We start from the raw sequence: 15,956 nt of genomic DNA, 5'->3' as shown, positions 1-15,956 counted from the left end.
GCCCGATCACGCGGCCAGGATGCGCCGAGCTGGCGGTGCGGCGGACTCCAAACGCTGAATTCGACGCCACCCGGTTCCGGCAGGAGGGCTCGCCGCAAGCGCCCCGGCGTAGCGCGCAGCGGCTCAGCTTGGCTTGGCTCGGCTCCGTCCGATCCTCAAGCCGCCACCATCACCTCCGCACAGGCCGGGCTTGGCACCGGCACATACTGGCCGGCAAAACGGGGCAGGCCGGTGGCGGCATCGACGGCAAACACCGCCACATGGTCGCTGCGCTGGTTGCAGACGTAGAACCAGCGGCCGCAGGGCGAAAAACGGGCGCTGCGTGGGTAGGAGCCGCGGGTCCACTCGTGGGTGAGCAGGCGCGGCGTGCCATCGGCCGCCAGGGCAAAGACGGCGATGCTGTCGTGCAGGCGGTTCAGGGCGTAGAGGAAACGGCCATCGGCCGATGCGATCAGGTCGGAGGCGAAGTTGCTGCCGGCGAAGCCCTCGGGCAAGGCGCTGATCTCGAGGCGCTGGCTCAGGCGGCCGCTCTGCGGCTCCAGCTGCAGCCAAGCCAGGGTGGACGCTTCTTCGTTGAGCAGATAGAGCTGAGCCGCATCGCGCGGGTGGAACACGAAATGCCGCGGGCCGGCGCCGGGGCTCAGGGCCAGGTCTTGCCTTGGGCCCAGGGCGCCGGTTTCCGTGTTGAAAGGCCACACCGCCAGCCGGTCGCGGCCCAGATCGCTGGCCAACACCCAGCGGCCATCGGGGCTGCTCAAGGCCATGTGCATGTGCGGCGCTTCGTGGCCGCTGATGGCATAGCTGCCCGGTGGTGCCTTGGCGGCACGGTCGGGGCCGGGTCGGCAGTCTTCGGCCTGGCTGCGATTGCAGCTGGGGTGCAGGCCCACGGCGCTGAGCCGGCCATCGGCGGCGCGGCGCAGCACGGCCAGATCGGCACTGCCGTAGTGCGGCACGAAAACAAAACCTGCGCTCGGATGCAGGCTCAGGTGCACGGGGCCCTGGCCGCCGCTGGGCAGGCTTTGCAGCAGCTGCAGCGTGCCATCGGCCTGCTGGCGGTAGACATGGACGCTGCCGCCGCCTTCGTTGGCGGTGTAGAGCAGGCCGGGCTGCCTGGGGTCGGCCTGCAGCCAGCTGGGACTGTGCGGATTGGGCGTCAGGCCCGCGGGGCGCAGATGGCCCGTGGCCGGGTCGGCCACGAAACCGTAGAGGCCTTCACAGTGCGGGGCATAGCCGCCGACATAGACCTTGAAGCCGGCGCGGGCCGCAGCGCCAACCGGAGCAGCTGCCCCCGCCAGCGGGGACAGGGCGGCCATCAGCAGCAAAGCCCGGCGCTGCCGGGCGTGAAAGAAAGCAGGGTTGCAGGCGTCATCGGTCACGGGTGTGGGAGATTGGCGGGCCAGGGGTCAATCCAGGATGCCGTCATCCAGGCGCGCGCAGTATCGATCAATCCGCGGGCGGGCCGCTTGCTCCAGCCCATGGGCTCAGCCACGGCCGTGACAGCGCCGGCAGAAAAATGCGGGCGCTGCCGGGGCCTCCCAGCCCGGCAGCGCCCGCTCAAAGCCTCCGGCTGCAGGCGACCGGAGGGAGGAGACACACAGACATGACAGGTCATCCCTGGAGCGGCCCTCAAGCCGCCCCGGGGCCTGCGAGCGATCAGTAGTTGACGGTCGCACGCACGCCGAACATGCGCGGCGGGTTGTAGCTGTTGAAGGTGTAGCCGCCCGCCATGCCCTGACCCATCCAGTTCTTGACGATGTTGTTGCTCAGATTGGTACCCCAGAGCTCGACATTCCACTTGTCGCTGGTGGGCGCGAAGCGAACCGAAGCATTCCAGTTGGTGTAGGCCTTCTGGAAGTCACCGATCTTGTCGTTGTCCAGATTGCGCACGGTGAAGTACATGCGGCTCTGGTAACGCATGCCGATGGTCGGCGTGATGCTGTACTCACCCACATGCATGTCGTGCGAGTAGTTCAGGGCGAAGGAGGTCTTGGGCGCGTAGGGCAGCTGGTGGCCGGTCACGTCCAGGATGCGGCGGCCGCGCTTGCTGGGATCGGTGCCCAGGTAGACCGGCGCGCATTCGGGCGCGCCGAACTCCTTGCGGTAGCCGCACATCCAGCTGTCGTCATAGGTCGGGTAGGACTTGACCTTGGCGTCCAGCCAGGCGAAGTAGCCCGAGAAGTTGCCACCGGTCCAGGGCAGCAGCTTGAACTCCAGCTCCAGACCCTGGATCTTGGCGTCACCGATGTTCTCGGTCTTCCAGGCGTTCACCACATCGCAGGCCGGTTCCCAGTCCGCGCAGGTGCGGGTCAGCTTTTTCTGGCCCACGGCGGTGGAGCCGGTCACATGCATGCCCTTGTACTGGGTGTTGAAGTAGGTGGCGCTCAGCTCCAGCTTGTTGGCGAAGTGGCGGCCCTTGTAGCCCAGCTCGAAGTTCTTGGTGGTCTCGGGGCCGTAGTCCAGGAAGCTGTATTTCTTGCTGCCGCCGTCCACGCATTCGCCGCCGCCGCAGGTGTCGAACTTGTCGCCAAAGCCGCCCGGGCGATAGCCGGTGGCGATGGAGGCGAAGACCATATCGGTCTTGCTCAGGTCGTACTGCATGCCGAAGCGGTAGGTGGTCTTCTTCCAGCTCTTGCTGTAGCTGTTGACGACCGGCTCGGGGTAGACACCCAGGCCGGCGAAGGGGCCCATGCCCAGGGTCAGGTCCGTGCCGTTGTGCGGGGTGCACAGGCCGGGCTCGCAGCCGGGCTTGTACTTGCCGTTGTAGTACCAGGGCGTGCTGGCATCCCAGAGGCCGGCGGAGATGCCGCCGTTGTCGCTGCGCTTGTCGCGGCTGAAACGCACACCGGCCGTGGCCGTCAGGCGGTCTGTCAGGGCCAGGTCGCCCTGGGCGAACAGACCCTTGGATTCGATCTGGCGATCGGGCTGGGCATAGAACTGGCCTTGCGGCATGGCATAGGGCGCAGCGACCAGATTGTCCTGGGCGAAGTTGATCGCGTTCTTCTCGTTCAAGAAGAAGGCGCCGGCCACATAACGCCAGTTCTTGGTCTGCTGCTTGAGCTGGAACTCATGAACCCAGGACTTGTAGTTGGAGTCCAGGGTGTAGCTGGCCTGATCGATGGCGTGCTGGCGGCCCCAGTTGCCCCAGGGCTGCATGATGTCGACCTCGCTGTCCAGCCAAGCCTGGCCACCGTCGTCGTCGTGGTGCTGGGCGCGCTTCTGCACCGCGTAGGCGACCTTGTAGCCCAGCTCCGTTTGCTCATCGAGCTTCCAGACCAGGTTGCTGCGCACGGTGTCGATGGTCATGTCGATCTTGCCGGGCACATTGATGATGGCGCTCCACTGGCCCTTGGGACCGCAGGCCCATTTGGTGCCTTCGGCCATTTCGCAATCCTTCAGGCCCACTTCGCCGGCGCCGCTGTTCTGGTAGTGCTCAAAACCGCCGGTCCATTCCAGCGCCTTGCTGATGGCCCAGCGCGCCGTCAGGCGGGCGGCCCACTGGTCGGAGTTGCCGTAGGCATCCGAGGCATCGACCTTGCGGTTCAGGCGCTGGTCGGTGTCGGGCTTGCCATCGGGCGTGAACTTGCCCTTGCCATCGGGTGTGGGCAGCTTGACGCCGCGGTCGCGCAGGTCCTGCTCCTGGTCGATGTAGCTGTTGCGCTTGTCCACCATGAAGGCGGCGCGCAGGGCGAAGTTGTCACCAAAGCTCTGGTTGTGGACGGCGCGCAGCTGCTTGGCGTTGTAGTTGCCCAGCTGCACCGAGGCCCAGCCGTAGTTGCTCTTGAAGTCGGGCTTGGCCGGGATGATGTTGACCACGCCGGCGGTGGAGTTGCGGCCGAACAGCGTGCCCTGGGCACCGCGCAGCACTTCAACCTGGTCCAGGTCGAACATCAGCGCCAGCGAGCCCTGGGGCCGCGGCGAATAGATGCCGTCGATATGGATGCCCACGGCCGGGTCGCCGATCTCGGTGAAGTTGGTCGAGGTCACGCCGCGGATGGAGGCCAGCACGCCCGAGTCGCCGCTGGACAGGCCCAGCTGCAGATTGGGCACGTAGCCGCTCAGATTGAGCAGTTCCTTGACGTTCTCGCGCACCAGGTCGTCGGCCTGCAGGGCCGTCACCGACACCGGCGTCTTGAGCGCGTCGGTGCTGACTCGGGTGGCGGTCACGGTGACCTGGGGCAGCTCGGTCTTCTCGACCTTTTTGGCGTCCTTCTTGTCGTCCTTGCCGGCATCGGCGGTCTGGGCCAGGGCCGGCAGGCTCAGCAGGCTCACCAAGGCGGCGGCCGCCAGGGCGGTGGGTTTCATCAGGCGTTGTGCGCGGGGTTCAGCGGGGCTCATGCTTGTTGTCTCCATGCGTTTGTGCGAAAGATCGTTTGTCTCGGTTCCATCACGTCAAGGGTCGGCCAACTGCTCCAACACTGACTCATCCACTTCTTGCTTTTGTGTCCCTTGTCTTCACTCGTTCATGCCATCGGTCCTTCCGTGATTCGTTCCTGGCGCTCAGCAACCCAGGGGCTCGCTCAGCGGCACCGCCAGCAGCGTGCTGGCTCGGCGGTAGAAATCGATGCGGCGGTTCAGCTTGCGCAAGGTGTCGGGGTCGGCACCCTTGTCGCACTCGATCACGCCGTTGATGGCGCGGGTGGTGGCGCCAAAACCCTTGCCGGCCCACATGGCCTCGTGGGCCGACTGCGGCGCCACGCCGGGCTGGGTCATCCAGTACCACAGCGCCGTCTGCCAGGCCACCTTGGAATCGCGCGCCACGCGGTCGGGGTCGGCCCAGAGGTCCAGGCCCAGGTGATCACCGGCGGCCTTGTACTGGTAGTTCCAGCTCAGCTGGATGGGGCCGCGACCGTAGTACTGCTGGCCCGGGGCGCAGCCGATGCCATCGTCGCGGCGGCAGTAGTGGTCCCAGTTTTCGCGGCGGTATTCGCGCTGGGCCTTGAGCTGGTCGGACTCATGGGCGATCTGGCCCAGAAAAGCCGCCATCTCCTGGCGCTTTTGCTGCTCGCTGCCGCGAGCAGCAAAGCCCGGGGTCTGGCGTACAGCCTCGGCAAAGCCTTCGTAGCTGTAGAAAGCAATGCGTTCGGGGAAGAGCTGATCGAACTGCGCCGGGCTGGGCAGAAACTGAGCCTGAGCCTGAGCTTGGCCCTGTGCCAGCGCCGCCGCCGGGGCCGCCAGCGCCAGCAGGCTTGTCACGAGCAATTGCAGCGAAGTCGTCATGCCGAACACAATGAGATGAAGGTGGAAGAATGGGCTGTGGAATGCAGCACCGCCCTGCACAGGCACACAGCCTGGCTCAGCGTCTGCATTGCACTATCCGCCCACCCGCCTACACAGCGCGCAAAGAGACTGTTAAGACCTCCTTAAGACCAGATCGAGACCCCCAAAGCACCGGCTGCCGCAGAGCGGCCAAGCATTGCTAGAGTCCGCACCATCATGAAAATCTGTTTGGTCGAAGACGATCTGGAACTGGGCCGGGCGGTGCAAGCCCTGCTGCAGGACGCCCAGCACGAGGTGATCTGGCTGCGCCGCGTGGCCGATGCCCGCTTCTGGACGGCCGAGCAGGAGTTCGATGCCGTGGTGCTGGACCTGGGCCTGCCCGACGGCAACGGCATGGACCTGCTGCGCAGCCTGCGCCAGGCGGACAAGAAGCTGCCCCTGATCGTCATCACCGCGCGCGACAGCATCGAAGACCGGCTCAGCGGCCTGGACAGCGGCGCCGACGACTACCTCGTCAAGCCCTTTGCCGGCCCCGAGCTGCTGGCCCGGCTGCGCGCCGTGGCGCGCCGTGCCGGCATCGAGGAAGGCGATGACTCGCCCCACCAGTGGCAGATCAAGGACCTGGTGCTGGACGAGCACCGCATGGTGCTGAGCCGCGGCGGCGAGCGCATCAACCTCTCGCGCACCGAGTTCGCCATCCTGCTGACCCTGCTCAAGCTGCCCGATCGCGTGGTCACGCGCCGCCAGCTGGAGAGCAAGACCCTGAACCAGACCGACGGCCGCAGCCTCGATGTGCACATCTCCAATCTGCGCCGCAAGATCGGCGAGGGCTATATCCGCACCGTGCGCGGCATTGGCTACCTGATCGAGCAGAACGCGTGAGCCTGCTCGCTGCCGCGCCGGCCACCCGCCGCCCCGCCCACCGCTCGCTGTTCCGGCGCAGCCTGGGCGCGGTGTTTGCGGTCATCTTCCTGACCTGGGCGGCCTTGATCGCCCGCGAGCTGATCGACATCGGCCTGCTGCAAAGCCGCAACGGCCAGGCCGAGAACCAGCTCTGGGCCGAGCTGGCCAAGCTGCAAGCCCTGCCCCGGCTGGACCAGCCTCAAGCGCTGGAGGCGCGCATGGCCGAGCTGGACGGCCTGCTGCGCGACGAATGGCGCCACAAAGGCCACCGTCCGCCCTTCTACCTGCTGCAGGTCTGGCACGAAGGCCGCCTGCTGCTGCGCCGCGACCCCGACCTCAGCGGCCGCGACCGCAGCCCGCCGCAAGAGGGCGTCTACGCCAGCGATTCGCGCTGGCTCTACGCCGAGGCCAGCGAGCCCGAGCAGGGCCTGATCGTGCGCCGCTGGCAGGAGAAGCCGGGCGACTGGCATTTCTCCGTGGCCGGCTTCAGCTACTACGCCCGCCCCCTGCTCTACGGCCTGCCCCTGCTGATCCTGCCGGTCTGGCTGCTGTTCCGCCTAGGCTTTGCGCCGCTGCAGCGCATCGGCCAGCAGATCTCGCAGCGCTCGGCCAAGGACCTCTCACCCCTGCCCGACTCGCCCTATGTGGAGCTGGCGCCCCTGGTCAATGCCGTCAATTCGCTGATGGCGCGGCTGCAGCTGCGCCTGGAGCGCGAGCGCGAGTTCCTGCTCGACGCGGCGCATGAGCTCAAGACACCGCTGGCCGTGGTCAAGCTCAGCGCCGAGGCCCTGGACGGCGGCCAGGACACCGAGCGCCGCGCCGAATCGGCCCAGCGCCTGCGCCAGGGCGTGGACCGCGCCACCCACACCGTGCACCAGCTGTTGGCCCTGGCCCGCTCGGGCGCCGATGCGCTGGACATGGCCCAGCGCGAGCATGAGCTGGTGGCCCTGGTCAGCGACCGCGTGGTGCTGGCCAGCCCCATGGCCCTGAGCCGCCAGATCGAGCTGGAGCTGCAGGCGCCCGAGGAATGCTGGCTGCGCGTCAACCGCGAATCGGTCGGCGCCCTGATCGACAACCTGGTGGACAACGCGATCAAGTACTCGCCCGCCGGCGGCCATGTGCTGGTGCGCATCAGCGACACGCCCGAGGCCGTGCAGCTGGAGGTGCTGGACCAGGGCCCGGGCATCCCGGCCGAGCTGCAGGCCAAGGTGTTTGAGCGCTTCTACCGCATCCCAGGCCAGGAGCAGCATGGCAGCGGTCTGGGCCTTGCCATCGTCGAGCGCGCCGCCGCCCAGCATGGCGCACGGGTGCAGCTGGGCACCGGCCTGGAGGGCCGCGGCCTGGGCGTGGCCGTGCGCTTCCCGCGCGAGGCTGGCGCGTCGAGCAGCCCGCCCGCGCCTTCGGGCGAGGCCTGAGCCCGGTAGGACAGCGCGGCAGCGGCAGCAGCGACCTCGCGCCGCTATAGTGCCGCCCTCCCCCGCCCCGCCTTCTTCGCCCTCCCCAGCCCATGAGCCTGGCCGACCTCCGCGCGGCGCTGCACGCCGAACTGGCGGCCACGCCCGAGTACTACGACTTCAAGGTCCTGCGCAGCGAGCGCGAGGGCACGCTCTGGCGCGTCAGCCTGGAGCCGGGCTATGTGTTCGCTGAAGGCCAGCGCCCGGGCACCGCCTCGGCCCTAAGCCTGCTGGATGACAGCCTGGACGGCGCCGCCGCCTGGTGGGGCGCGCCGGTCAAAGGCGGCGCCAGCGTGCTGGCCGTGCTGCCCGAGGATGACCAGCTGCTGCTGCAAAACGCCAGCAGCCCGCCGCCCGGACCGGACGCCCTGATCCGCCTCTACCCCAGCCGCTTCCTCAAGGCCGTCAGCGATGCCTGGTGGGACACGCCCTGGGCCGAGCGCGCCCTGGCCTGCCTGCCGGCGCTGCAGCGGCCCGCCGCCTGGCCCGAGGGCCCGCTGCTGACGGGTGCACCGTTTCGCTGGCTGCGCCCGGGCCAGCGCCAGGCCCTGGGCTTGCTGCAGCAGCAAGCCGCCTTCCTCTGGGGCCCGCCCGGCACCGGCAAGACCACCACCCTGGGCGTGATGCTGGCCGAATACCTGGAGCAGCGCCCACAGGCCCGCGTGCTGCTGCTCTCCAGCACCAACCAGGCCGTGGACCTGGCCACGCTGGCGGTGGACAAGGCGCTGGAGAAAGGCCGACGCGAGTCCCTGCGCGCCAGCGTGCAGCGCCTGGGCACCCGCTTCGACGCGGCGGCCTTTGAGGGCCGCGAGCACCTGATCCCGGCCCAGGACCGCGAGCTGATCCAGCGCCTGGCGCGCGCCGAGGCCGCCCGGCCCAGCGGCCGCGCCAGCGCGGGCGAGGCCAGCGCGCTGAAAGCCTGGCACGACCGCGTGCAAGACCTGCGCGAACAGCTGCGCGCCTCCTCGCTGCAAGTGCTGCAGCGCTGCCGCCTGGCGGCCATGACCACCACCCGCGCCGCCTTCACGCTCAAGACCCTGCGCGCCCTGGCGCCCGAAGGCCAGGACGACAGCACCCCGCCCTTCGACCTGTTGGTCTTCGACGAAGCCAGCCAGGTCAGCCTGGCCCATGCCCTGGTGCTGATGCCGCTGGGCCGGCAATGGCTGTTCGCGGGCGACCCGCAGCAGCTCTCGCCCGTGCTGCGCAGCCGCGAGCGCGAGGCGCGCCGCTGGCTGGGCCGCTCCGCATTCGCCGAGATGCCGCGCCAGGGCCCGGCCCTGGCCTTGCTGGACGAGCAATCGCGCATGGCCGCGCCCATCAGCGATTTGGTCAGCCAGCTCTTTTACGAGGGCGCTTTGCGCGTGGCGGCGGACGCCAGCGCCTCGCCCGCCTGGCTGCAGGCGCGCCAGCGCCGCTTCGCCGAGGTGCCGGCCGAGACCCACATCCATGTGCAGACCATGCGCGCCTCGGGCGCCTGGTCGGCCGCCGACCGCGGGCCGCTGCGGCGCGAATCGGCCGAGGCGATTGCCGACATGATCGAAACCGCTCTGGCCGAAGACCCCGGCGGCGGCTGGCAGCCGCATGAGCTGGTGGTGCTGACGCCCTTCCGCGCCCAGCGCGCCCTGATCCGCCAGCGCCTGCGCGCCCGCGGCCTGCCCGAAGCGCAGATCAAGGTCAGCACCGTGCACCGCGCCCAAGGCAGCGAGGCGCCGGTGCTGCTCTTCGACCCGGTGGACGGCAGCCAGCCCTTTTTGCAAACGGACGAAGCCCAGCGCCTGTTCAATGTGGCCTGGAGCCGCGCGCAGGCGAAGTTGATCGTCTTTCTGGCGCCGGGCGACAGCGCCCACAACCCGTTTTTGGCACCCATCGTCCAGCGCCTGCGCCTGGCCGGCGACACCCGGCCCGTGCACGCCCTGCTGGAGCTGGCCGCCCAGCCCGGCTTCCCCGCCAATGCGCTCGGTTTGCGCGTCAGCGCCGGCCGTCTGAGCGGCGAGATCAGCCAGCTCAGCCCCGACGGCCGCCAGCTCGTTTTGATCAACGAGCGCAGCGGCGCGGCCGTGCCCATCGATGTGGCCTTCTGGCGTGCCAAAGCGCTCGCCCAAGCGCAGGCCTCAGCCGGGTGACAATGCCCGCCATGGCACAAGGCAAACGCATCTCCGTGGACATCGACGAACAAGCGCTGTCCTCCATCCGCGCCCTCGGCGCGGCCGCCAAGCAGGCCCGGCTCGCCGCCGGCGAAGGCCAGGCCACCGCGGCCACCCGCCTTGGCGTGCATGTGCAGACCATTGCCCGGATTGAGTCTGGGGAACCCGGGGTGTCGGTGGGCCACATGCTGGGCTTGTTGGCGCTGTATGGCTTGGCGGTGACGCTTCAGCCACCAGGCAGCCACTGAAACGCAAGTCAAACGCTGCGCGGTGCCTACCTGCTGAACTCCCGCACTTCACACAAGGACAAGCCCGCATGCAGCACACCGGTTCCTGTCACTGCGGCGCCGTCCGCCTTACCTTGCCTGCCACGCCCGAAACGGCCACCTCCTGCAACTGCTCGCTGTGTCGACGAGTCGGCGGCCCCTGGGTGTATTTCGAGTGGGGCACGGTGACGATTGATGCGGCGCCTGATGCCATGCAGGCTTACGTCCAGGGTGACAAAACCCTGCGCACCATGCGCTGCCGGCACTGTGGCTGCGTGACGCACTGGGAGCCGATCTCCGCAGAGCCGGGCGGCAAGCACGGCGTGCATCTGGGCAACTTCGACCCGGCCTTGATCGCCTCGGTGCGAATTCGCAGGTTCGACGGGGCGGAAACGTGGAAGTTCTTGGAAGAGTGAGATGCTCCGCCGGGCCAGTGTGGTCGCTCAGGGAGAAGCTATTTTTGAACTTTAAGTTGGCTAACCCGCGCGCGACTTGCTGAACCCAAGCTTGGGCAGAATTCGCTAGTGATCGGCAGATAACAAGTTAGACATCCACATGACCGTCCGCGAATCATCCGCACTCGACAATGCCGCTGAGTTTGAATGGCAGGCGGACGACATATTCGGCCGCATCGCCACGCGGTACGACAGACTTTGTGACGCTTTCAGCTTTGGCATTCATCGCCTGTGGAAGCGGAAAGTCGCGCGGCGGATCGCTAGCGAGAACTGGGATGTTCTCCTTGACGGCGCCACTGGAACTGGTGACATCATTCTTCGCGTTTTGACGCAGGAAGGCGTCGAAGGGCGAACGATCCTGGCGTCGGACGTGAGCGCAAAGATGCTTGCCATCGCAGGGGAACGGTTGAGTAGGCATTCCGCTGCAGTCGTTCTAAAGCTATTGGACGCCGAGAACATGCCGTCGGTCCCGACGCATAGCGTCGATGCCTATTCGATTTCCCTCGGCCTGAAGATCTGCAACCGACGCCTTGCGTTGCAGGAGGCGTTGCGAGTGCTCAAGCCTGGTGGTCGTCTCATCATTCTGGAGGCTTCCAACATTCCCTGGGCAGTCTTGCACCGTGTGTACTTGGCATACATGTCCGTTTGCATGCCGGTTCTAGGCTGGCTGGCGACTGGCGGCGATGCTTCTGCGTACAAGTATTTGCTGCAAGGCATTCGAGAATTTCCAACTGCTGAAGGTCTGGCCGAAGAATTGGAGAACATGGGCTTCGAAAACGTTGTGTTCGAACGGCTGTCGCTTGGTATCGTCGCCATTCATACCGCCCGTTCGCCGAGCGAGGAAAACGGTGCCTAGCCAGTCACTCAATCGGACCCGTACCGGCATCACCTCTACGGGCCTCATTTCATTCTGGCCCTGCGGCGTGCTGCCGACGAAGACAAGTACAAGGTCAAGGACCCCATGCCAACTCTGACTCCCTGCGCATGGCCACGCCGCGCAGCCACCCTGCTGCTCCTTGCCTTCGCCCTGTCAGGCTGCGTCCAAACACCGGTGATCTCGCCCCAGCCCTCCGTTCACGCCCAAAGCCTAGACGACACAGTGCGGCTTGCCATGGCCGCCACCGGCACCCGGGGGCTCGCGCTGGCTGTGGTCGACGACGGCCAGCTGGTGTTCACCAAGGCTTACGGCGTGCGCAACGCCAGCGGCGACCCGCTGCAGGAAGACACCGTGATGTACGGCGCCTCGCTGACCAAGGCCGCCTTCGGCTATCTGGTGATGCAGTTGGTCGAAGAAGGCAAACTGGGCCTGGATGTGCCGATGGCGAACTACCTGCCGCAGCCGCTGCCAAGCTATGCCTCGCCGGACATCGTGCGGCGCTACTCCGCGTTTGCGGGCCTGGCCCGCGATGAGCGCTGGCGCCGGTTGACCGCTCGCATGCTGCTCACGCACAGCAGCGGTTTTGCCAATTTCTACTTTCTGGAACCGGACCAGCAGCTGCGCATTCACTTCGAACCGGGCAGCCGCTATGCCTACTCCGGCGATGGGCTGATCCTGCTGCAATTCGTGCTGGAGCAGGGTCTGGGCTTGGATGTCGGTGCGGAAATGAATCGGCGGATCTTTGCGCCAAACGGCATGAGCCGCAGCAGCCTGATCTGGCGTCCCGACTTTCGGCCCAATCTGGCCGACGGCTTCACCCTGGACGGGCTGCCGGAGCCTCACGACGAGCGCAGCCGGGTGCGCGTCTCGGGCTCCATGGACACCAGCATTGCCGATATGGGCCTTCTTGCCGCCAGCTATGTGCGCGGCGATGGCCTGAGCGCTGCGGCGCGCGCCGAGCTGACCCGGCCGCAACTCCCGATCACCACGCGCAGCCAATTCCCTTCGCTCCAGCCGACCCTCGCCACGACGGCCTTTCCATCACTCGGCGCTGGGCTGGGGGTGATCGCGTTCACCGGGCCGCAAGGTGCTGGCTTCTTCAAAGGCGGGCACAACGACTCCACGGCCAATATGTGGGTCTGCATCGAAGCAAAGAAGCGCTGCCTGGTGATGCTCTCCAACGACGTGCGCGCCGAGCCCGCGTTTCCGGCCTTGGTGCGGTCCATCTTGGGCGAAACCGGCCTGCCCTGGACCTGGGAGTATGGCGACATGAAGTTCTGGTCGCCGGAACCTTGAATCCCGTCCGGACGATTGGTCTCAGGACTGCGCTGAAAGAAGGAAGGCTCAAACCGCCCGACCCGCGCTCGCCCATAAAATGGCGCCACAAGCAGAGCCCGTTGAGGCGAGGGAGAGTTCATGATTCGTTCACCACTTGCAGTTGCCGGTCTGGCCGCGGTGATCCCTATGGCCTCATATGCCGCCGACTCATGCGCCCTACAGGCCGCGCAGCAGCTGTCGCAGGGACAGTTCAACGAGCTGGCGGCGATGTTCGCCGAGCCCAAGGACAAGGTGAGCCTGGCCCGAGCCCTCGAGGACTTGGCGCGCCCGCTGGGCTCGGTCCAGGAAGTGATTCCGCAGCCGCGTCAGACTGCGGGTCTGTCCACCCGGCAGTCTGTCGCGCCGACCGCCCTGCAAACAAGCGCCCCGTTCGAGGCCAGTTGGGCGCTCGCCATCACGCAAGGCGGTGCACGCTACGAACTCCAGGCTTCGTCGCAGCCGGGATCTTCTTGCACGCTGCTGGCACTGCATGTGAGCCGTCTGGTCGGTGAGTGAGTAAGTGACTGAACGACTGAACAAGTCGAGTCGACATTGCGCACAGCGACCGGACATGACTTTTCGCATCAGGGATCCACACTGGCATAACAGACCAAATCAGCGTCCATCCCGACTCGATCCATTCATCCATCCAGCCCGCCCGATACCGCTCCATCCCATGCAACGCGAAACCAAACTCTTCGCCTGGTTTGCCATCACGCTCGGTGCTGCAGCCATCCTGATGGGGCTGGCGGCTCTTTTGGGTCGGCCCCTCCAGGCATCCGGCAGCAGCTGCAAAGCCATCTGTGGGCTGAGCCTGCTGTTCACAGAGCTGCTTGGCGACCGCGCGGGGATGTGGGTGGGCGGCCTGCTCTGGATGGCCGTGGGCCTCGGGTTCTTCGGTTTCGGCTGGCGGCTGCTCAAAGAGCAGGCGGCTGGATAAGTTCGCCTTGAGCAGCAGCTTTGCCATCGGCATCTTGGTCCTGGTGAGCATCGCCATGCTGCCAGCTGGCCTGGCGGCTGCCATCCGGCAGCTGGTGTTCGTGGGGCGCGCGCGCAAGGTGGAGGGGCGAGTCGTCAGCGAACACTGCTACCGCATGTTTGGACGCAAGCGACGCTACTACCGCGTGGAGTTCGAGCTTTCAACGGGGCAGCGCGCTCAGTTGCGGAGCAGTGTGGCCACCTCGCCCAAGATAAGCCCCAAGCTGGGCCAGGCCGTGCCGGTGCTGCTCATCGAGCGGTCGGGGCGCCAGCCCAAGGCGAAGATCGGAACCTGGCTGGAGTTGTGGTTCTCCTCGGCACTTTTGCTCTTCTTCGGCTCCATCGGATTCCTCGCGGTCGCCCTGGCAAGCGCTTCCAGCATCTGAGTCACCGCGACTCATCATCAATCCCGCATGAAACTCATCGTGGCTGTACATTTCGAGGACGCGCAGGCGACCCGTGCCAGGGCTGCTGCGGTGGCTTTCGACGCCTGGGATGCGGCGGAAGCGACCCGCACTTACCTCTCGCGCATCGCCCATGTCGAGCCGGCGGTCCGGGGAATGCTGGACTTGCGCGAGCTGCCCTGCGTGATGCAACTGCTGCGCGAGCACAAGCTGGAGCCAGAGCTCATCTTGATCGACGGTTTTGTGCATCTGGATGCCGACGAAACGCCGGGCCTGGGCCAGCACATCTTTCACGCACTGGGCGGCAGCGTGCCCATCGTCGGCGTTTCGAAAAAGCGCCTGCCAGGCCTGACCGCACAGTTCGAGGTGATGCGGGAGGAGGAGACGCAGCCGCTGCTGGTCACCTGCGCGGGCATCGACATCGGCGCGGCCAAGGCTCGCCTGCGGGCCATGCACGGCAGGAAGCGCGTGCCCACGCTCATGAAACTCGTCGCGCGCCTGGCGAAGAACAAGGACTGACTGCGGCCGGCGTCAAGACCATGCAAGGCGTTCTCTTCATCTGCAGCATGAACCGCTGGCGCAGCCCCACGGCCGAGCAGATCTTTTCCGAGCATCCTGGCATCGAGTGCAGCTCCGCCGGCCTGAACCATGGCGCTGAAAATCCGCTGACACCTGAGTTGCTGGCGTGGGCAGACCTGATTTTTGTGATGGAACGCAGCCACAAAGACAAACTGGCCCGTGACTTCAAGCCCCATCTGCTCGGCAAGCGTGTGATCTGCCTGAACATCCCCGACAACTACAAGTTCATGGACCCGGCCCTGGTCAAGCTGCTCCATGCAAAAGTCGACAGATTTCTGCCGCGGGCCGCTGAGCGATCTGCCTGAGCGCGCCGAGAACCGGGCGGCCCTGGCGCGGGGCCAGTGCATCTCTGCCGTGCCCACTCATATTGATCGCATGGGAAAGGAGAGCTCTTTCACTGATACCAGCGAGCCGCCCAGTGCAGAATCTTGCTCAAACTGCGCGCAGCCTGCCCTTGAACTGCAGAGCAGAACGAGCAACTGCTGGTCGTGCCCTTGGCCGGCCCGTTTGACCAGGAAGCGTTCCATGAACATCTTGAAGCGAAGCAATGTCAGGGTCATCGGTGAGACCGGGCCCGTGCTGCTCTATGCCCATGGCTTCGGCTGCAACCAGGACATGTGGAGCCGCGTCACGCCCGCCTTTGCCGGCACGCACCGTCAAGTGCTGTTCGATTACGTCGGCAGCGGCCACTCGGATCGTGCCGCCTTTGACACCCAGCGATACACCGAGCTGAGTGGCTACGCCCGAGACGTCGTCGAGGTTTGCGACGCGCTGGGGCTGCACGAAGGGGTGACCTTCGTTGGCCATTCCGTCAGTTGCAGCATTGGCATGCTGGCATCGATCGCGCGGCCTGAGCTGTTCAGCCAACTCATCCTGCTGGGCCCATCGCCTTGCTTCCTGAACGATCCGCCCGGCTATTTCGGTGGCTTCGAACGCGAAGATCTGGAGGGCTTGCTGGCCCTGATGGACCAGAACTACATGGGCTGGGCCCAGTACCTGGCGCCTGTCGTCGCCGGCGCCTCAGGAGCAGGCGAAGTGGCGAGCACCCTGAACGACAGCTTTTGCTCCACAGACCCTGCGGTGGCCCGTGTGTTCGCGCGCGCCACCTTCTTTGCGGACAACCGCGCGGACCTGCCCAAGGTGCCACGGCCCTCGCTGCTCTTGCAGCACCACCGCGACAACCTGGCCCCCGTGAGCGTCGGTGAGTATCTGCACGCCCACATGCCGGCAAGCACCTTGCGCATCCTTGAGGTTGAGGGTCATTGCGCACACATGAGCAACCCCGCACTGGTGATCGAGGCGATGCAGGAGTACCTGGCTTCGTCCACCGCCGCCTCAGCCGCCTGATGTGAAGCCTTCGCC

Annotated in this window: 16 protein-coding genes; 13 read left to right on the top strand and 3 right to left on the bottom strand. The window is 66.5% G+C overall.

Translation table 11 applies throughout. The features are described from left to right. Positions 1–155: 155 nt before the first annotated feature. From C1O66_RS16320 to C1O66_RS16310, 3 genes are all read right to left on the bottom strand, one after another. Positions 156–1,376, bottom strand: coding sequence for a lactonase family protein (locus C1O66_RS16320; RefSeq protein ID WP_102768853.1), 1,221 nt, complete (start codon positions 1,374–1,376; stop codon positions 156–158). Between the two features lie 277 nt (positions 1,377–1,653). Beyond that, entirely contained in the window at positions 1,654–4,335 is a 2,682-nt protein-coding gene (locus C1O66_RS16315; protein ID WP_165794641.1) for a TonB-dependent receptor, read from the bottom strand. A gap of 162 nt (positions 4,336–4,497) precedes the next feature. Then, a complete protein-coding gene (locus tag C1O66_RS16310) occupies positions 4,498–5,217 on the bottom strand; it encodes a chitinase (protein ID WP_102768851.1) in 720 nt (239 codons plus the stop codon). Positions 5,218–5,433: 216 nt separating this feature from the next. Between C1O66_RS16310 and C1O66_RS16305 the strand changes: the two genes are divergently transcribed. The 13 genes from C1O66_RS16305 to C1O66_RS16245 all read left to right on the top strand — a co-directional run bounded on the left by C1O66_RS16305 (position 5,434) and on the right by C1O66_RS16245 (position 15,941). Continuing rightward, positions 5,434–6,099: a response regulator transcription factor gene (locus tag C1O66_RS16305; protein WP_102768850.1), complete on the top strand. Its 666-nt coding sequence runs from the start codon at positions 5,434–5,436 to the stop codon at positions 6,097–6,099. Then, the gene (locus C1O66_RS16300; protein WP_102768849.1) at positions 6,096–7,535 is read left to right on the top strand and encodes a sensor histidine kinase; all 1,440 of its coding nucleotides are present in this window, start codon (positions 6,096–6,098) and stop codon (positions 7,533–7,535) included. The genes C1O66_RS16305 and C1O66_RS16300 overlap by 4 nt, the downstream gene beginning before the upstream one ends. A gap of 92 nt (positions 7,536–7,627) precedes the next feature. Further along, on the top strand, positions 7,628–9,697 hold the full coding sequence (locus C1O66_RS16295; protein ID WP_102768848.1) for a DEAD/DEAH box helicase: 2,070 nt from the start codon (positions 7,628–7,630) through the stop codon (positions 9,695–9,697). An 11-nt stretch (positions 9,698–9,708) separates the two neighbouring features. Further along, a complete protein-coding gene (locus C1O66_RS16290; protein WP_102769694.1) occupies positions 9,709–9,966 on the top strand; it encodes a helix-turn-helix domain-containing protein in 258 nt (85 codons plus the stop codon). Positions 9,967–10,034: 68 nt separating this feature from the next. Next, on the top strand, positions 10,035–10,400 hold the full coding sequence (locus C1O66_RS16285; protein ID WP_102768847.1) for a GFA family protein: 366 nt from the start codon (positions 10,035–10,037) through the stop codon (positions 10,398–10,400). A gap of 139 nt (positions 10,401–10,539) precedes the next feature. After that, positions 10,540–11,295 (top strand): ubiquinone/menaquinone biosynthesis methyltransferase, encoded by a 756-nt coding sequence (locus tag C1O66_RS16280; protein ID WP_102768846.1) that lies wholly within the window; start codon positions 10,540–10,542, stop codon positions 11,293–11,295. Between the two features lie 105 nt (positions 11,296–11,400). Then, complete coding sequence (locus C1O66_RS16275) at positions 11,401–12,612, top strand: serine hydrolase domain-containing protein (protein ID WP_102768845.1); 1,212 nt, start codon at positions 11,401–11,403, stop codon at positions 12,610–12,612. A gap of 120 nt (positions 12,613–12,732) precedes the next feature. Next, the gene (locus C1O66_RS16270; protein WP_133155250.1) at positions 12,733–13,149 is read left to right on the top strand and encodes a hypothetical protein; all 417 of its coding nucleotides are present in this window, start codon (positions 12,733–12,735) and stop codon (positions 13,147–13,149) included. A gap of 160 nt (positions 13,150–13,309) precedes the next feature. Continuing rightward, positions 13,310–13,573, top strand: a complete 264-nt coding sequence (locus C1O66_RS16265; RefSeq protein WP_102768843.1) for a hypothetical protein — start codon at positions 13,310–13,312, stop codon at positions 13,571–13,573. Between the two features lie 7 nt (positions 13,574–13,580). Further along, positions 13,581–13,997: a DUF3592 domain-containing protein gene (locus C1O66_RS16260; RefSeq protein WP_102768842.1), complete on the top strand. Its 417-nt coding sequence runs from the start codon at positions 13,581–13,583 to the stop codon at positions 13,995–13,997. A gap of 27 nt (positions 13,998–14,024) precedes the next feature. Beyond that, a complete protein-coding gene (locus tag C1O66_RS16255) occupies positions 14,025–14,534 on the top strand; it encodes an endonuclease V (protein ID WP_102768841.1) in 510 nt (169 codons plus the stop codon). Positions 14,535–14,554: 20 nt separating this feature from the next. Then, positions 14,555–14,899, top strand: coding sequence for a low molecular weight protein tyrosine phosphatase family protein (locus tag C1O66_RS16250; protein ID WP_102768840.1), 345 nt, complete (start codon positions 14,555–14,557; stop codon positions 14,897–14,899). Positions 14,900–15,119: 220 nt separating this feature from the next. Then, a complete protein-coding gene (locus C1O66_RS16245; protein WP_102768839.1) occupies positions 15,120–15,941 on the top strand; it encodes an alpha/beta fold hydrolase in 822 nt (273 codons plus the stop codon). Positions 15,942–15,956: the final 15 nt, after the last annotated feature.

Source organism: Paucibacter aquatile (genome assembly GCF_002885975.1).
In the GTDB taxonomy this organism is placed as follows: Bacteria; Pseudomonadota; Gammaproteobacteria; order Burkholderiales; family Burkholderiaceae_C; genus Paucibacter_A; species Paucibacter_A aquatilis.
The sequence above is the reverse complement of the archived record's forward strand: the minus strand, read 5'-3'. Positions and strand labels throughout refer to the sequence as shown.

Bases quoted from the DNA above. Each gene is read 5' to 3' on its own strand.
- C1O66_RS16290 (WP_102769694.1), top strand. From the start codon at position 9,709: ATGGCACAAGGCAAACGCATCTCCGTGGACATCGACGAACAAGCGCTG.
- C1O66_RS16280 (WP_102768846.1), top strand. From the start codon at position 10,540: ATGACCGTCCGCGAATCATCCGCACTCGACAATGCCGCTGAGTTTGAA.
- C1O66_RS16245 (WP_102768839.1), top strand. From the start codon at position 15,120: ATGAACATCTTGAAGCGAAGCAATGTCAGGGTCATCGGTGAGACCGGG.
- C1O66_RS16270 (WP_133155250.1), top strand. From the start codon at position 12,733: ATGATTCGTTCACCACTTGCAGTTGCCGGTCTGGCCGCGGTGATCCCT.
- C1O66_RS16255 (WP_102768841.1), top strand. From the start codon at position 14,025: ATGAAACTCATCGTGGCTGTACATTTCGAGGACGCGCAGGCGACCCGT.
- C1O66_RS16265 (WP_102768843.1), top strand. From the start codon at position 13,310: ATGCAACGCGAAACCAAACTCTTCGCCTGGTTTGCCATCACGCTCGGT.
- C1O66_RS16305 (WP_102768850.1), top strand. From the start codon at position 5,434: ATGAAAATCTGTTTGGTCGAAGACGATCTGGAACTGGGCCGGGCGGTG.
- C1O66_RS16295 (WP_102768848.1), top strand. From the start codon at position 7,628: ATGAGCCTGGCCGACCTCCGCGCGGCGCTGCACGCCGAACTGGCGGCC.
- C1O66_RS16285 (WP_102768847.1), top strand. From the start codon at position 10,035: ATGCAGCACACCGGTTCCTGTCACTGCGGCGCCGTCCGCCTTACCTTG.
- C1O66_RS16310 (WP_102768851.1), bottom strand. From the start codon at position 5,217: ATGACGACTTCGCTGCAATTGCTCGTGACAAGCCTGCTGGCGCTGGCG.
- C1O66_RS16250 (WP_102768840.1), top strand. From the start codon at position 14,555: ATGCAAGGCGTTCTCTTCATCTGCAGCATGAACCGCTGGCGCAGCCCC.
- C1O66_RS16315 (WP_165794641.1), bottom strand. From the start codon at position 4,335: ATGAGCCCCGCTGAACCCCGCGCACAACGCCTGATGAAACCCACCGCC.
- C1O66_RS16275 (WP_102768845.1), top strand. From the start codon at position 11,401: ATGCCAACTCTGACTCCCTGCGCATGGCCACGCCGCGCAGCCACCCTG.